9 protein-coding genes are annotated in these 16,791 nt (G+C 74.0%); 1 reads left to right on the top strand and 8 read right to left on the bottom strand.

Going from position 1 to position 16,791, the window contains the following annotated elements; genetic code table 11:
* Positions 1-54 precede the first annotated feature (54 nt).
* Entirely contained in the window at positions 55-975 is a 921-nt protein-coding gene (locus ACIQOW_RS15460) for a RimK family alpha-L-glutamate ligase (RefSeq protein WP_401084394.1), read from the bottom strand.
* Positions 976-1,279: 304 nt separating this feature from the next.
* Here ACIQOW_RS15460 and ACIQOW_RS15455 point away from each other — a divergent pair, with 304 nt between their 5' ends.
* Positions 1,280-2,881: an ABC-F family ATP-binding cassette domain-containing protein gene (locus ACIQOW_RS15455; protein ID WP_401084391.1), complete on the top strand. Its 1,602-nt coding sequence runs from the start codon at positions 1,280-1,282 to the stop codon at positions 2,879-2,881.
* A gap of 192 nt (positions 2,882-3,073) precedes the next feature.
* On the opposite strand, the gene ACIQOW_RS15450 is transcribed toward ACIQOW_RS15455, so the two are convergent.
* From ACIQOW_RS15450 to ACIQOW_RS15420, 7 genes are all read right to left on the bottom strand, one after another.
* Entirely contained in the window at positions 3,074-3,832 is a 759-nt protein-coding gene (locus tag ACIQOW_RS15450) for a thioesterase II family protein (RefSeq protein WP_401084389.1), read from the bottom strand.
* A gap of 83 nt (positions 3,833-3,915) precedes the next feature.
* Positions 3,916-5,151, bottom strand: a complete 1,236-nt coding sequence (locus tag ACIQOW_RS15445; protein ID WP_401084387.1) for a cytochrome P450 — start codon at positions 5,149-5,151, stop codon at positions 3,916-3,918.
* On the bottom strand, positions 5,148-7,076 hold the full coding sequence (locus ACIQOW_RS15440; RefSeq protein WP_401084384.1) for an amino acid adenylation domain-containing protein: 1,929 nt from the start codon (positions 7,074-7,076) through the stop codon (positions 5,148-5,150). The genes ACIQOW_RS15445 and ACIQOW_RS15440 overlap by 4 nt, the downstream gene beginning before the upstream one ends.
* 92 nt (positions 7,077-7,168) lie before the next feature.
* On the bottom strand, positions 7,169-7,594 hold the full coding sequence (locus ACIQOW_RS15435; protein WP_401084381.1) for a nuclear transport factor 2 family protein: 426 nt from the start codon (positions 7,592-7,594) through the stop codon (positions 7,169-7,171).
* Positions 7,595-7,628: 34 nt separating this feature from the next.
* Positions 7,629-10,778 (bottom strand): amino acid adenylation domain-containing protein, encoded by a 3,150-nt coding sequence (locus ACIQOW_RS15430; RefSeq protein WP_401084378.1) that lies wholly within the window; start codon positions 10,776-10,778, stop codon positions 7,629-7,631.
* On the bottom strand, positions 10,775-14,698 hold the full coding sequence (locus ACIQOW_RS15425) for an amino acid adenylation domain-containing protein (protein ID WP_401084375.1): 3,924 nt from the start codon (positions 14,696-14,698) through the stop codon (positions 10,775-10,777). Before ACIQOW_RS15425 ends, ACIQOW_RS15430 begins: the two co-directional genes overlap by 4 nt.
* Before the next feature lie 155 nt (positions 14,699-14,853).
* Positions 14,854-16,587 carry a condensation domain-containing protein gene (locus ACIQOW_RS15420; protein ID WP_401084372.1) on the bottom strand — a complete coding sequence of 578 codons (1,734 nt, stop codon included), beginning with the start codon at positions 16,585-16,587 and terminating at the stop codon, positions 14,854-14,856.
* Positions 16,588-16,791: the final 204 nt, after the last annotated feature.

Below are 16,791 nucleotides of genomic sequence, written 5' to 3'. Positions count from 1 at the left end.
CCGGGCCGGTGGCGCGCGGGGCGGGTCCGGCCCGGGCCGTGGCGCTCCCGGCGGCTACTCGCCGAGGTGCGCGGCGACGTACGGCAGCGCCACCTGCTCCAGGCCGCGCCGGCCGAAGGCGGGATGGACGTTGACCTCGAAGACCACGCCGCCGCTCTCGGCGGCGAGGTCCACCCCGGCGAGGTCGAGCCCCGTCGAGGCGGCCGCCGAGATGGCCGACTCGGCGAGCCCTTCCGGCAGTTCGGTGTAGTCGAGCACCGTGGAGACGGCGCCGCGGCTCTCGTTGCAGGGTGCGTCCGGGTCGGCCTGGACGTGCTCGACCGCGCGCACCACCCGCCCGTGCAGCACCACCACCCGGTACTGGTGGCGGCGGCCGTCCGGGAGGAAGTTCCGGGCGTCGCGGGCGATCAGCCAGTCCGCCCCCGCACGCTCGTAGTACCGCACGGCTGCGGCGAGCCGGGCGCGGTCGGTGAGATGGAAGACGTCGTCGCCGCCCATCCCGACGCAGGGCCGTGCCCAGACGTCGCCGCCGAGTTCCTCGAAGGCCTCGGCGGCGGCCTCCTGGCTCGGCCGGGAGAGCACGATGCTGGGCATGTGCGGCACGCCGTCCCGGACGAAGCGGGCGACGGTGGCGTCCTTCTCGGTGGCCGCCCGCCACGCCTCGGCGTCGGTGCCGAGCGAGCGGGCCCCGCATCCGCGCAGCCGCCGCTGGCAGTCCGCGAACGCGCGGCGCCGGTGCGGCGGGATCTCGTAGACGATCACCGTGTCGGCGGTCACGGTCCGGCCGCCCGCCACCAGCCGGAGGCCGCCCGCGTCGTCGGTGTCGATCAGGCCGCTGCCGCCGGTCATGAAGTGCCGGGCGTCCAGTTGCACGGGTTCCCGGCCGGTCAGGGTCCGCGTGGCGGCGGCGAGCACGGGCCGGCTGCCTTCGGTCGAGCTGTGATCGGTCAGGAGTACGAGGTCGTGTCGGGCCATGCGCACATGCAAGCGAGTGCGGCATGGTCACGACAAGGAAGCCTTGTCCGCCACCGCCCGGCAGAGTGGCCGAAACCGCGCCGCCGCGGACTGCCCGAGAGCGCCCCGGGCGGGGCGGACGCGACCGACCACCGAGGAGACCCGCGCCGACCTGCCGCACCCCTCCACGCCGCCCGTCAATTCGGATGCGCCCGCTCCGCCGGCCCGCTAGCCTGCCCGACATGTCTACGCCCCGAATTTCCTAGCCGCCGGACTCACTTCCACGCCACCCGTGTGTCCACAGGCTATTTCGGAGCGTTATCCCATGATCACCACCCGTGGTGTCGACGTGCGCGTCGGCGCCCGCCTGCTGCTGTCCGACGTCACCCTCCACATCGCCCCCGGCGACCGGATCGGCCTGGTCGGCCGCAACGGCGCCGGCAAGACCACCCTGCTCGCCACCCTCGCCGGGCAGCTCGCGCCCGCCGCCGGGGCCGTCACCCGGACCGGGTCCGTCGGCTACCTCCCGCAGGACTCCCGCGTCGCCGGCCCGTCGGCCACCGTCACCGACCGCATCCTGTCCGCCCGTGGCCTGGACGCCGCCGTCCGCGCCCTGCGCGCCGCCGAGACGGCGATGGCCCGCGCCGGCTCCCCGGCCGAGGAACGCCGCGCGATGGACGCGTACGTCCGGGCCGAGGCCGGCTTCCAGTCCCGGGGCGGCTACGCCGCCGAGGCCGAGGCGGCCCGGGTCGCGGCCGGGCTTGGCCTGCCCACCCGGGTGATGGACTCGCCCGTCGGCACGCTCTCCGGCGGCCAGCGCCGCCGCGTCGAACTGGCCCGCATCCTGTTCGCCGACCACGGCACCCTGCTGCTCGACGAGCCGACCAACCACCTGGACGCCGACGCCGTCGCCTGGCTGCGCGGCTTCCTCACCTCCCACCAGGGCGGGCTGGTGCTGATCAGCCACGACCTCGGACTGATCGCGGACAGCGTCAACCGGGTCTTCCACCTGGATCCGCAGCGCGCCGCGATCGACGTCCACAACACCGGCTGGCAGGCCTACCTGACCCAGCGCGCCGCCGACGAGCGCCGCCGCACCAGGGAACGGGCCAACGCCGAGCGCAAGGCCGCCACCCTCCACGCCCAGGCCGACCGGATGCGGGCCAACGTCGCCACCGCGACCACCGCCCGCAGCATGGCCCGCCGGGCCGACCGGATGCTCGCCGGCCTCGAACCCGTCCGGCAGGCCGAGCGCACCGCCCGCATCCGGCTGCCCGAGCCGGCCCCCTGCGGGCGGGTGCCGCTCGGCGCGGTCAGCCTCACCAAGTCCTACGGCGGCCGGCCGGTGCTGACCGGCCTGGACCTGGCCGTGGACCGCGGCAGCCGGCTGGTCGTGCTCGGACTGAACGGGGCCGGAAAGACCACCCTGCTGCGCCTCCTGGCGGGCCGGGAGACCCCTGACTCCGGCCGCGTCGTCCCCGGCACCGGCCTGCGGCTCGGCTACTTCGCCCAGGAGCACGACACCCTCGACCCGGCACTCAGCGTGCGCGACAACCTCTCCGAGGCCGCGCCCGGCCTGACCGACGGCGAACTGCGGCACGTCCTCGGCGCGTTCCTCTTCCGGGGCGACGACGCCGACAAGCCGGCCGGGGTGCTGTCCGGCGGCGAGAAGACCCGGCTCGCCCTGGCCGCCCTGGTCCACTCCGGCGCCAACGTCCTGCTGCTGGACGAGCCGACCAACAACCTCGACCCGGCCTCCCGCACGGAGGTCCTGGCGGCGGTCGGCAGCTACCCGGGCGCGATCGTGATGGTCACCCACGACCCGGACGCCATCGAGGCGCTCCGGCCGGACCGGGTACTGCTCCTGCCGGACGGCGACGAGGACCTCTGGCACGACGCGTACCTGGAGCTGGTGTCGCAGTCCTGAGCCCCCGCACCGCTGCGGCCCGCCGGCCCGCCCCGGCGGGCCGGAGCGCCGCGCGCCTCCCCCGGCCGGGTTTCCCTCCCCCGGCTACGGCTTGCGCGCCTCGATCAGGAAGCGCGCCGAGTGGGCGACGAACGCCCCCCGGCGCGGATCAGTTCGTCCAGAAGTACGGAGGGACGCACTTCTCCTCCGGTGTCAGGACGTGCGGGAGCGGGTGGGCGTCAGGTCCGCGACCAGGAGCGCCAGCAGTTCCGCCGGTGCCTCGATGAAGCGGTAGTGGCCCCCTTCCAGGAGTTCGAAGGTCGTCTCGCCGCAGGCCGACCAGCCGGCCATCAGGGACGGCGCGATGCCCGTGTCCCCGGTCCAGCCGATGGCGGTGACCGGGCACGGCAGCCGGACCGGATCGGCGACGTGGTACCGCTTGTTCATGTCCACGTCGTTGCGCAGGACGCCGAGGTAGAGCGCGAGCAGGCTCGGTTCCAGGGTGCCGCCCAGTTCCGCGACGAGCCCGCGCAGTTCGGCGGCCAGCTCGTCGTCGCTCATGCCGAGGAAGCGGCCGTAGGGGCCGTCCTGCGGCGCGACCTCGGAGGAGACGAACAGCCGGGTCGGGGCGGGGCAGCCCCGCCGGACCAGCCGTACGGCGGTCTCGTACGCCGCCAGCGCGGACCCGCAGTGGCCGAACAGGGCGTAGGGGCGGTCCAGGTAGGGGCGCAGCGCTTCGCAGAGGTCGTCGGCCAGCGCCTCGTAGGTGGTGTGGGCGGGCTCGCGCATCCGGTTCTCCCGGCCGGGCGGCTGCACGGGGCAGACCTCGACGCCGTCGACCGATGACGGCCACCGGCGGTACATGCTCGCACCGCACCCGGAGTAGGGCAGGCAGAACAGCCGCGCCGGTGCCACCGGCGACGGCTCGCGCAGGAACCACTTGTTGCGGGTACGGGCCGTCGGAGCGTCCACTGGTGACCTTCCGTGTGGGGGGTTCTTCTCGGGTTCGGCGGCCATGAAGGCAGCCGCGGTGACAGCGGCCGTGGCGCCGGCTCCTACCGGGTCCGCGCGGTGATCGGCACGTGCGTGAAGCCCGCTATGACGTTCGAGCGCATCCGCCGCGGCGCCCCGGCGAGCTCGAACCCGGTGAACCGGCCGAGCAGTTCGGCGAACAGGATCCGCAGGGCCACCCGTGCAACGGTGTGTCCGATGCAGTAGTGCGCGCCGACGCCGAAGGCGATGTGCTTGTTGGGCCGCCGTCGGATGTCGAAGGCGTACGGGTCGGCGAACACGCTCTCGTCGCGGTTGGCCGACGCCAGCCAGACGACGACCGCGTCCCCCGCGGGGATCGGCACGCCCCGGACCTCGACGTCGCGGGTGGCGTGGCGCATGAAGTGCTGGGTGGGCGACGCCCATCGCAGTGCCTCCTCCACGCCGCTGCCGAGCAGCTCCGGGTGGGCCGCCCAGTCGTCCAGGACCCCCGTCCCGGCCAGTTCGACCATCGCCGCGACGGGTGGCTGGGCGGTGGTGACGGTCGCACCGAGCAGCAGGCTGTAGCAGTTGGACACGATCTCGCCCGGCGACAGTCGGCGTCCGTCCAGTTCCATCGTGAGCAGCACGCTGACCAGGTCGTCACCCGGTGCGCGCCGACGCTCGGTGACGAGGTCCTGGAAGTAGGCGAACAGTTCGCGGTGGGCGGTCACGAGGGTGGCCCGGGGTCCGTCGGCGAGCTGGAACTCCGGGTCGTCCGCGGCGATGCAGGCGTGGGCGAGCCGGACCAGCCGCGGCCAGTCCTGTCGCGGTAGCGCCATCATGGTGCCGATCACCGCCATCGGCAGGGTGGCCATGGCGGCGGCGAAGTCGTACGGGCCGCCGTCGGCCAACGGCCGGAGCAGCTCGACGACGACCCGGCGGATGGCCTCCCGGTCGTTCTCCACCGTCTTGATCGACAGCGCCTGCTGCAACGGGCCGCGCAGGTGCGCGTGCCGGGGCGGGTCGGTCGCGGCCATCTGGCGGCCGCCGGCGGGGTCGCCCTTGCCGAGGAGGTTGAGCAGGGTGCCTTGTTCGGAGGTGAACGTGGCGTGGTCGCGGAGGACCCGGTTGGCCTCGGCGTAGCCGACGATCGACCAGTAGCCGATGTCGCCGACCGGCTGCCGGCTCACCGGGGCTTCGCGGCGTAGCCGTCGCCACGCCTCGTGCGCCCCGCCCGCCTGGTAGAGGTCGGGGTCGATCAGGTCGACCGGCTGCGGGGCGAGGACCGGGCAGCGCGTGGTCGGGGGAACCGCCGTCATCGGGGCTGCTCCGCCCCCGCCTCGTCGGCCGGAACCCCCGCTTCGTCGGCCGGGCCCCCGACCGGGCCGTCCGTCGGGCCGTCCGGGCCCGACGCCCGCATCCGCGCGGTGAGGGCCGTCGCCAGCTCGGCGACGGTCGGCGACATGTACAGGGTCTGCGCGGGGAGGTCCACGTCGAACTCGCGCTGGGTGGCGACCAGGAGGTCGGTGGCCAGCAGGGAGTGTCCGCCGAGGTCGAAGAAGTCGTCGTCGACACCGACCGGTTCGATGCCGAGGACGTCGCCCCACAGGTCGGCCAGTCGCGTCTGCACCTCGGTGAGGGGCGGGACGAACTCGTTGGGCACGTTGCGCGGTACCCGGGTGGCGGTGGGCAGGGCCCGGCGGTCGATCTTGCCGTTGCGGTTCACCGGCAGCTCGGGACGGACGAGGATCGCCCAGGGGATCAGGTAGTCCGGCAGCCTGTCCCGTAGTTCGTGGCGCAGCCGCCGGCCGAGGTCGGCGTTGCTCTCCGGTCCGGATCCCGCGGGCACGACGTAGGCCAGCAGCCGGGTGCCGCCCGCCGGATCGGGCTGCGGCAGCACGACCGCGTGCCGCACCCCGGGGAGCCGTTCCAGCTCGACCTCGACGGCGCGCGGTTCTGCGCGGTAGCCCTGGACCTTGACCTGGTCGTCCGCGCGTCCGACGAACTCCAGCGTGCCGTCCGGCAGCCAGCGCACGAGGTCGCCGGTCCGGTACATCCGGGCACCCGGCTCGGTGCCGAACGGATCGGGCAGAAACCGTTCGGCGGTCGCGGCCGGGCGGCCCAGGTAGCCGCGGGCCAGGCCCGCCCCGGCCACGTACAACTCCCCGCACTCGCCGACGGGGACCGGCCTGAGCTCGTCGTCGAGCACGGCGACCCTGGTGCCGCTGATCGGGCGGCCGATCGGCACGCTCCGCAGCTCCGGGAGGGTGCCGCTGGTCCAGCAGGTCGTGTACGTGGTGTTCTCGGTCGGTCCGTAGCCGTTGGTGAAGAGCAGCTCCGGGTGGCGGGCCAGCAGGTGCTGGACGTGGCCCGGCGAGGCCACGTCGCCCCCGGTGAGGACGTGCCGCACGTCGGCGAACGCCTCCGGGTGGGAGCTCACCATCTGGTGGAGGAGCCCGGTGGTCAGCAGCAGGACCGTCACGCGCTCGGCCCGGATGACGCGCGCCACGTGCTCCAGCGTGATGGCGACCGGAGGGAAGAGGACCAGTCGGCAGCCGTTGACCAGGGGGGCCCAGATCTCGAACGTGGACGCGTCGAACGCGACCGGCGCGAGGTGGAAGAAGACGTCCTCGGCCCGGACGTCCACCCAGTCCGCGCCCCGGACGAGCCGGTCGATCGCCCGGTGGGGCACGCCGACGCCCTTGGGCTCGCCGGTGGAGCCGGAGGTGTAGCTGACGTAGGCGAGCCGGTCCGGGTCGCCGGGGCGGACCGGTGCCGCCGGCCCGGTGGCCGGCTCCCGCGCCGGGCCGCCCTCCGTCACCGTGACGACGGTGCCGGGCAGCCGCCCCCGCCGGTCCTCCTCGGTGATCACCATGCTCGCGCCGGCGTCCTCGAGCAGCAGCGCGTGGCGGCCGGCCGGGTCGTCCGGTTCGAGCCCGAGGTAGGCCCCGCCCGCGATGAGGACGGCGAGCAGGGCCACGATCAGCTCCGGCGACCGGGGCACCAGCACGCCGACGACGTCCTCCCGCGCCAGTCCGGCCGCCCGCAGTCGCCCTGCGAGCCGGTTGGCACGGTCGTTGAGCTGCCGGTAGGTCAGGGTCCGTCCGTCGCAGGTGACGGCGGGCGCGTGCGGGGCCCGCTCCGCCTGTTCGGCGACCAGCTCGTGGATCGCCCGGGCTTCGAACGGTGGCCGTCCGGTGCCGACGAACGCCGGGATGTCGGAGGTGAGGACCGTCTTGGTCAACTGCTTCCCGCTTTCCTGTGCTGAAGTGTCCCCGTCGGGGTTGAACGCGCGACCGCGAGGGCGGTCGCCGCCGGTGCCGCCGTGGCCGCGCCTCAGACCGCCGGCACGTGGAAGAAGGTGTCCCGCGCGGCGATGCGGCCCTGCGGCGTCATCCGGAAGAAGTCCGCGAACCGCAGCTCGACCTCGCCGCCGTCGTGCAGCACGCCGCGGAACAGGCCGTGCACCGCCACCTCGTCGTCGGTCGTGACCACGGTGGCCAGGGTGTGCACACCGGAGCGGATCACCCGCTGGTCGCGGTAGAAGCGTTCCAGTTCGGCGTGCCCGACCATGGGCGGGTATCCGGGGCGGTGGTAGCGGGCGTCCGGGGCGAACAGGGCGACCAGTGCGGGCACGTCGCCGGCGTCGACGAGCCGGTAGTACCGGCGGACCTGGGACACCCCCGGTGCCGGGGCCGTCGGGACTTCCGGTGTCGCGGGTGGTGCCGGGGTTTCGTCGGGTCGGGAAAGGGTGTGGTCCATGCCGAAGGTGCTTCCTGTGATCGCCGTCAGGGGCTCAGAGTCGTGTACGTGGTGCGAGAACCGGTACGGCCGCGGCGTCCGGGGCTTCCTTGAGCGCTTCGACCAGGCGCGCCGGCGTGGGTGCCTCGAACAGGGCGCCGAGGGTGACGTCACGGCCGAACCGCACCCGCACCCGGTTGACCAGCCGGGTCGCGAGCAGGGAGTTGCCGCCCAGCGCGAAGAAGCCGTCGTCGGCGCCCACCCCGGGCCGGCCGAGCACCTCGGCGAACAGCGCGCACATCGTCCGCTCCGCCGGGGTGCGAGGGCCGGTCCCGGACGGTGCCGGTGCGGGGTCCGGGACGGGCAGCGCGGCCCGGTCGATCTTCCCTCTGGGCGTCAGGGGAAAGGCGTCGAGCGTGACGATCACCGAGGGCACCATGTAGTCCGGCAGCGCCGCGGCGGCGTGCTCCCGCACCGAGGCCGGGTCGAGCCCCGGGGCCCCGGCCGGGACGACGTAGCCGATCAGACGCCTGCCGGGCGAGACGCCCTGGCCGGCGACCACGGTCGCCTGGGCGACGGCGGGGTGCCCGGCCAGGACCGCCTCGATCTCGCCCAGCTCGATGCGGAAGCCGTGGAGTTTGACCTGCTCGTCCGCGCGGCCGAGGAACTCCAGCTCCCCCTCGGCGTTCCAGCGGACCACGTCGCCCGTGCGGTACATCCGCTCCCCCGGTTCGCCGAACGGGCACGGCACGAACTGGGAGGCCGTCCGACGGGGGTCGTTCAGGTACCCGCGTGCCACGCCCGCACCGGCGACGTACAGCACGCCGGCCACTCCCGGCGGCACCGGCGACAGCGCCTCGTCCAGGACGTACACCCGCCGGTTGTCCACCGGCCGGCCGAGGGGGACGACGTCGGGCACGGCCTGGCCGGGGCGGAGCACCCGGCGCGTGGTGAACGTGGTGGCCTCGGTCGGGCCGTACCCGGCGACCACCACGGAGTCCGGGCACCGGGCCAGGACGCGCCGTACCGCGTCGGCCGGCACGATGTCGCCGCCGGTCCACACCTGGCCGACCCCGGCCAGCGTGCCGGGGGACTCCTCGGCGAACACCCGGAACAGCCCGGCCGTCAACCAGAGCGCGCCGACCCGGTGGTCGACGATGAGCCGGTGGAGGTCCGCGAGCGCCAGCTCGCCGGGCGGGGCCACGACCACCCGGCCGCCGTTGAGCAGCGGCACCCACCACTCGTAGGTGGACGCGTCGAAGGCGTGCGGGGAGTGCGCGAGGACCCGCGGGCCGTCCTCCTCACGCCAACAGCGCTGCGCGGTCAGGCTGATGACGTTGCGGTGGCTCAGGGCCACCCCCTTCGGCGTGCCCGTGGACCCCGAGGTGTACAGGACGCAGGCCAGGTGGTCCGGGCGCAGCGGTACGACGGGGTCGGTGGCCGGCTGGTCGGCGAGGCCGGGGTCGGCGTCGACGACGACACCCGGTGTGCCGAGGGACGGCGCGTGGCCCCGGGTCGCCTGGTGGGTGAGCAGCACCGCCGCCCCGGTGTCGTCCAGGACGCGGCGCAGGCGGGCCGTCGGGGCCCGGTTGTCCAGCGGCACGTAGGCGCCGCCGGCCTTGCTGATCGCCAGGACCGACACCACCACGTCGACGGAGCGTTCCATGAGCACGGCCACCGTGCTGTCGCAGCGGACGCCGAGGGCGATGAGCCGGTGGGCCAGCCGGTTGGCCCGGGCGTTCAACTCCGTGTAGGACAGCGTGGTTTCCCCGCACACCACGGCGGGCGCGTCGGGCGTGCGCGCGACCTCGGCCGCGAAGGCCGACGGTACCGTCGGGTGCGGCAGCGGCCGCGTGGTGCGGTTGGCGGCCTCGACGGTCCGGTGCCGTTCCCCGGGGGTGAGGAGGTCGGGCCGGCCGATCGGCCGGTCCGGGTCGGCGGAGGCCACCGCGTCCAGGAAGCGGAGGAACCGCTGCTGGTGGGCGGCGAGTTCGGCCTCGGAGTAGAGCGCGGGGTTCGCGTCGACGTCGAGCCGGGGCTCGGTGCCGTCGGAGCGGTCGTAGACGGAGAAGGAGAGGTCCTCGACCGGCCCGTTGGACAGGTTGTGCACGGTGGCTCGGACGCCCGCGAAGTCCAGGTGGTAGTAGAAGGACATGATGTTGACGACGGGCCCGAACAGGACCCGCTCCGACCTGGCCGGATCCAGCTCCCTGCGCAGGTCCTCGCTGCGGTGGCGCTGGTGCCGGCGCAGGGCCGCGACCTCCTCGGCCACCTGTCGCACGAGTGCGGACAGACCCTGTTCGGGGTGGACGCGCAGCCGCAGCGGCACCACGTTCGCCACCATGCCGGGCACGGCCGGCGCGGCGGAGCCGGTGCGCCCGGTCACCGGCATGCTGAGCACGATGTCCCGTTCGCCGCTGAGGCGGTGGAGGTACGCGGCGACCGTCGCGGTGAAGGCGGTGGGCCAGCTCGCCCCGGCGGGTCGCGCGGCCCGCCGCAGCGCGGCCAGGGTGGGCGCGTCGAGGCTGCCGGTACGGCGCAGGAAGCCGTCCGAGGCGGGCGCCGAGCGGCTGGCGAGGCTGACGGGATCCGGCCTTCCGGCGAGCCGGTCCGCCCAGAACTCCCGGTCCTGTCCGGGCTGTTCGGACGCGTGGTAGGCGGCGTCGTGCTCCAGCAGCAGGCTCAGCGGCCCGAAGGCCGGCCCTGCGCCGGCCCTGCCCTGGACCAGTCCGGTGTAGGTCTTGGCGACGCGGCGCGCGATGAGCGACATGCTGAAGCCGTCGACCACGATGTGGTGGACCCGCTGGTACCAGAGGAAGCGGTTCGGCGCGATGGTGAACAGGGCCTGGCGGAACAGCGGGTCCCGGGTGAGTCCGACCGGTGTGGACAGGTCTGCCCGCATCCAGCGCTCGGCCGCCCGCAGCGGATCCGGTGTCGACGTGAGGTCGACGTGGTGCATCGACCAGTCGGGCGACGCGGTGACGACCTGCCGGGGGCCCTCGGCACCGTCGGTGAGGCGGACGCGCAGGGACTCGGTCTCGTCCACCACCCGCCGCACGGCCGTCTCGAACAGCTCCGGGTCGATCGGCCCGGGGATGTCCACGTACTCACCGGTGTTGTAGGCGGGGCTGCCGGGGCGCAGGTGGTGGGCGAACCAGATGCCGGACTGCGCCGACGACAGCGGCAACTCGCGTCCGTCGCTCATCCGAGTTCCTCCAGGATGGCCGACAGCGCGTCGGCGAAGGCTGCGACGTGCGGCGGCGACAGCATGTCGTGATGGTTGCCGGGGACCTCGACCACGCTCAACGCCCCCCGGGTGCGGCCCCGCCACCGGGCGGGGACCACGACCGGGCCGGCGAGTTCGGGGTGGGTCTCGGCGCTCGTGAACAGGTGGATCGGCGTCCTCACCCGTGCCGTCGACCGGTAGCGCCGGGCGGCGGCGCCGTTGACGGTGAACACCCGTGCCATGCGCCGCAGTTGTTCGTTGCGCCCCCGCTCGGGAAGCCGCTCACGGGCGTGCGCGTCGTGGAGCAGCAGGGAGAGGGCCTCCTGCTCGTCGAGCTCGTGGAGGTCCCCGCCTGACCCGTCGGCGGCTCCACCGGTGGACGCGGGCGCTCCGACGTCGATGATCCCGAGGAATCCCGGGGGGTTCCCCTGCTCCTCCAGCAGCCGGGCCATTTCGAAGGCGACCAGCCCGCCGAAGGACCAGCCGGCCAGCAGGTACGGGCCGTCAGGCAGGACGGACCGCAGCTCCCGCAGATAGCGCTGCGCCTGCTCCTCGACGGTGGCCAGGGGCGGCTCGTCGGTGTTGTAGCCGACGGCCTCCAGGCCGTAGACGGGCCGGGCGCCCACGGAGGATTCGGTGAGGTGCCCGGTCAGCCGTCCGGCCAGGTGCAGGAAGGAGCACACGTCCCCGCCCTGCGGGTGCACCAGGATCAGCGGCGCCCGGCGGCGGTCCCCTTCGGCCAGCGGAACGACCAGCCAGCGCAGGGCCCGCGACGCGTCGGGCAGTTCCGCGCACAGCCCCTCGACGGTGGGGTGGCGGAACACCGTGTTCAGCGGCACGGTGACTCCCCACTCCCGCCGGATCGCCTCCACGAGCTCGACCGCCCTGAGGGAGTGCCCGCCCAGTGCGAAGAAGTCGTCCCGGACGCCGACCCGCGGGGTGCCCAGCACGCGCTCCCAGATCCTGGTCATCAGGAGTTCCGGCAGGTCCCGCGGCGGGAGCGCACCGGCCTCGTGGCCGTGGCGGGCGGGCGCGGGCAGGGCCGCGCGGTCCACCTTGCCGTTCGTGGTCAACGGGATCCGGTCGAGCGCGGTCAGCGTCGTGGGCACCATGAACTCGGGCAGGGTCTCGCGCAGGGAGCGCCGCACGGCCGCCAGGTCACCGGGCCGGTCCTGCCACACCAGGTAGCCGGCCAGTTCGGCGTCCGTCCCGCCGCCCCGCACCGTCACCGCGGCCCTGGCGACACCGGCCTGCGCGCACAGCGCGGCCTCGATCTCGCCCGGCTCGATGCGGTACCCCCGGATCTTCACCTGCTCGTCGGTGCGGCCGAGGAAGACCAGGCTGCCGTCCGGCAGGTACCGGGCCAGGTCGCCGGTCCGGTACAGCCGGCCGCCGTCCGCGCCGAACGGGTCGGGCACGAAGCGCTCGGCGGTCAGCCCCGGCCGGTTGGCGTACCCGCGGGTGACGCCGACCCCACCGATGTGGATCTCCCCCGGGACGCCGACGGGCACCGGGGCGCCGGCCGGGTCCAGCAGGTAGATCCGGAGGTTGCCGAGCGGCCGGCCGATCGGAACGGACCCTCCCGGCCGGGCCAGGTCCCGGTCGGCGTCCACCCGCCGGGTGACACAGCCGACGGACGCCTCGGTGGGACCGTAGCCGTTCCACAGCGTGGAGACCCGGTCGAGGAGCCGCCGGGCCAGGGCGGGCTGGAGCGGTTCGCCCACGCAGATCGCCTGGAACCGGCCGCCCTGCCAGCCGCCGTCCAGCAGCAGGAGCCAGGTGGCCGGGGTGGCCATGAGCGTGGTGACGCCGAACTCGCGCATCATCTCCGTCAGGCGCGGGCCGTCGACCGCGACCTCCGACGGGGCGATCACCACGCCGGCGCCCCAGGCCAGCGGCATGAGCACCTGGGGGACGATGACGTCGAAGGAGATCGAGGCCACCGAGGCGACGACGTCGGCCCCTCCGAGTTCCAGCTGCCGGCCGCGGACCACCAGGTAGTTGACCACGCCCTCGTGCGGGACCAGCACGGCCTTGGGACGGCCGGTCGAACCGGAGGTGTAGATCGAGTACGCCAGGTTGGCGGGCGTCGCGAGCGGCGGCAGCCCGTCCTCGGGCAGGGCCGCGACGATCGGGGCGTCGGCGTCCAGCCACACCGTCTCGGCACCGTGTCGCGGCAGCCGGTCGGCCAGGGAGCGCTGGGTGAGCAGCAGCGGCACGTCGGCGTCGGCGAGCATGAACGACATGCGCTGGGCCGGGAGGTCCGGGTCCAGCGGCAGGTAGGCGGCGCCCGACTTGAGGACGGCGAGCAGGGCCACGACCAGGTCCGCCGAGCGCGGCAGGCAGACGCCGACCAGGCGTTCCGGCCGTGCCCCCCTGGCTCGCAGGTGTCGGGCCAACCGGTTGGCCCGTCGGTCGAGTTCCCGGTAGGTCAGCCGCTCGGTTCCGCAGCGGACCGCCACCGCGTCGGGGGTCAGCCGGGCCCGCTCCTCGACCAGCTCGTGCACGCAGACGTCGGTGGGGAAGGGTTCGTCGGTGGCGTTGGCGGCCACCAGCAGCGCCTCGCGCTCGGCCTCGGTGAGCAGGTCCAGGCGCGAGACGGGACGGTCGGGGTCGCCGGCCGCGGCGTCCAGCAGCCGGAGGTAGTGGCCGACCAGGCGCTCGACGCTCGCGCGGTCGAACAGACCGGTGTCGAAGGCCACGGTCCCGGTCGTGCCGGCAGCCCCGGCCGTGCCGCTCGGCCGGTCGGCTATCACCAGGCTGAGGTCGACCTTGGCCGTGCCGTTGTCGACCTCCAGCTGTTCCACCTCCGTCCCCACCAGCCGGAGGGAGGCGGCCGGGTCGGACAGTCCGGCGACCATCACCTGGAACAGCGGGTTGCGGTCGAGGCCGCGGGCCGGCCGCAGCTCCTGCACCAGCCGCTCGAACGGCACGTCCTGGTGCGCGTACGCGTCCAGGGCGGTCCGGCGGACCCGGTCGAGCAGTTCGGCGAAGCTCGGGTCGTCCGCGAGGTCGGTGCGGAGGACCACGGTGTTGATGAACGAGCCCACCAGCGGGTCGAGTTCCGGACGGGTGCGGCCCGCGACCGGCGTGCCGACCGCCACGTCGGACTGCCCGCTGTAGCGGGCGAGCAGGGCCTGGAACCCGGCGAGCAGCGTCATGAACATCGTCGCACCGTGCCGCCGGCCCAGCAGCCGCAACCGCTCGGCCAGTTCCTCGGGCACCGTGAAGGTGATCCGCTCGCCCCGGCCCGCCCGGACCGGTCCGCGCGGCCGGTCGGTGGGCAGGTCCAGCGGCGAAAGTCCCGACAACTGCACGCTCCAGTAGTCGAGTTGGCGCTGTAGGCGTTCGCCGGAGAGCCAGGCCCGCTGCCAGTGGGCGAAGTCCGCGTACTGGATCCGCGCGGGCGGCAGCCCGTGCTCGCGGCCTTCCAGCCGGCTCCGGTACATCGCCGACAGGTCGTCCCACAGCAGCGGCATCGACCAGCCGTCGACCGCGATGTGGTGGACGACCACCACCAGGACGTGTTCGTCCTCGTCGACCCGCAGCAGCGACGCGCGCAGCAGCGGGGCGGCGGCCAGGTCGAACGGGCGCAGGATCTCGGAGTGGACGAGGTCGAGGGCCAGCCGCGTCCGGCGTTCCGCGGGCTCGGCCCGGAGGTCCGTGACGGGCAGGTCGATCGGCCGGGCCGGCTCGACCGAGGGAACGGGGCGCCCGTCCCCTTCGGGGAAGGCGGTCCGCAGCACTTCGTGGCGCCGTACCAGCCCGGTGAGGCTGTGGCCGAGGGCGGGCACGTCCAGCGGGCCGCGCAGCCGGAAGACCTCGTGGACGTTGTACATCGCCGGGCCGTCGGACAGCCGCTCGATCAGCCACATGCGTTCCTGGGTGAACGACGCCACCCGCTCACCCTCCGGACGGGGCGGGACCGCGGCCTCCGGCCCGCCCTCGGCGGCCCTGTTCCGGGCCTCGCGGACGCGTTGATCGAGCAGGGCCCGCGCACCGGCCTGCGTGGAACCGGTCGGTCGGCCGGGCTCGGGGCGACTGTGCTGTGCCTTCACGGGTGACGGGCCTTTCCGACAGGAAGCGGTTCCGCCTCGGCGGCGCCGAGGTCCGCCAGCAGCGCCGCGTCGATGCCGTCGGCGAGTTCGGCGACGGTCGGGTGGTAGAAGAGCAGGACGACCGGCAGTTCGAGGTCGAGTGCCCGGCCGAGTCGTGACATGACCTTCGAGGCGAGGAGCGAGTGGCCGCCCAGCTCGAAGAAGTCGCTGTGTACGCCGTCCGGGGTGACTCCGAGCACCTCGGCCCAGATCTCCAGCACGAGGAGTTCGGTCTCGGTCTCGGCCCCGGCGGCGGGAGCGCCGGCCTGGTCGGCATCGGGCCGCGGGGCCGCGGGGTGCACGGTGGGAGCAGCCGGAGAGGCGGGAGCGGCGAGGCTCACGCGGAGGCCGGGAGGGGCCTCCCAGGCCGATATCGGCCGTTCGGGAGCGCCGACGAGATGGTCGAGCAGCGCCGTGAAACCCTCGGCGAGCTGCCGCACCGTGTCACGCTCGAAGAGGTCGGCGGCGTAGCGGATGACGCCGGTGAGGCGATCGCCGAGGTCCGTCAGGGAGACCTCGATGTCGAACTTCGCCACCTCGTTCGGTATCTGATGGTCATTCACTTTCAGACCGGGAAGGCCGGACGGGAGCGAGGGCGGGTCCTCCAGCTGGAACATGACGGTGAACAGCGGGTGTTGGCCGAGATCGCGTTCGGGCCGCAGCTCCTGCACCAGCCGCTCGAAGGGGACGTCCTGGTGGGCGTAGGCCTCCACCGCGCACCGCCGCACCCGGGCGAGCACGTCGGTGAAGCCGGGGTCGCCCGACAGGTCGGTGCGCAGGACGAGCGTGTTGACGAAGAAGCCGACCAGCGGCTCCACCTCGATCCGGGTCCGCCCGGAGATCGGGGTGCCCACCGTCACGTCGGCCCGTCCCGTGCAGCGCGCGAGCAGGACCTGGAAGGCGGCCAGCAGCGTCATGAACGGCGTCACCTCGTGGGCGCGCCCCAGGGCGCGGATCCGGTCGGCGAGTTCCGCGGGGATCTCGATCTCGACCTGGTCGCCCCGGCCCGACCACACCGCGGGGCGCGTCCGGTCCGTCGGGAGAGCCGACGGGGTCAGATCGGACAAGTGCTCGCGCCAGTAGGCGAGTTGGCCTTGCAGTGCCGTTCCGGCCTGGTGGCTCCGCTGCCAGGCCGCGAAGTCGGCGTACTGGACGGGCAGGTCCGGCAGGGCGATCGGCCGACCGTCGACGGCGGCGCCGTACCCGGCGGAGAACTCCTGCCACAGCACCGGCAGCGACCAGCCGTCACAGGCGATGTGGTGGATCACCAGAACCAGCAGGTGTTCGTCGGTCGCGATGTGGATCAGTCGGGCCCGGAGCATCGGGGCGGTCCCGAGGTCGAAGGGAGTCGCCAGATCGGCGGCCACCAGCTCCCGGGCCCGCTGCCAGGCCTGCTCCGCCGGGGTGTGCGTCAGATCGGTGACCGTCGGCACGAAGGTCTCGACCGGCTCCGTGACGTGGCACGGGCCGTCCTCGGAGTCGACGATCCTGCCGCGCAACACCTCGTGGCGCCGCACGACTTCGGTCAGCGCCCGGACGAGCGCCTCCTGGTCCAGCCGGCCGCGCAGGCGGACCGCGGTCGGGACGTTGTGGTCCGGCCGGCCCGGCCGCAGCCGGTCGAGGAACCACAGCCGTTGCTGGGCGAAGGACAATGGGGTCGGAGCGTACGCGCTCCGATCGGAGCCAGGCATGACGGATCCACCTTTCACGGCGATCGGGACCGCATAAGCGTCCCGGAAATCCCCTCGCCGATTCGCTGATTCGCGAACAGTACGGCGGATACTAGGCAGCCCTCGTCTCACTCCGCAAGACGGAGAAGAGGGTCGAAGGCGTCAGGACAATCTTTACGCCAGGCCACGGTAATCCTTATGCGGATTGAACACGCTCGACGGCTA

Source organism: Kitasatospora sp. NPDC091335, from assembly GCF_044757205.1.
In the GTDB taxonomy this organism is placed as follows: Bacteria; Actinomycetota; Actinomycetes; order Streptomycetales; family Streptomycetaceae; genus Kitasatospora.
The sequence above is the reverse complement of the archived record's forward strand: the minus strand, read 5'-3'. Positions and strand labels throughout refer to the sequence as shown.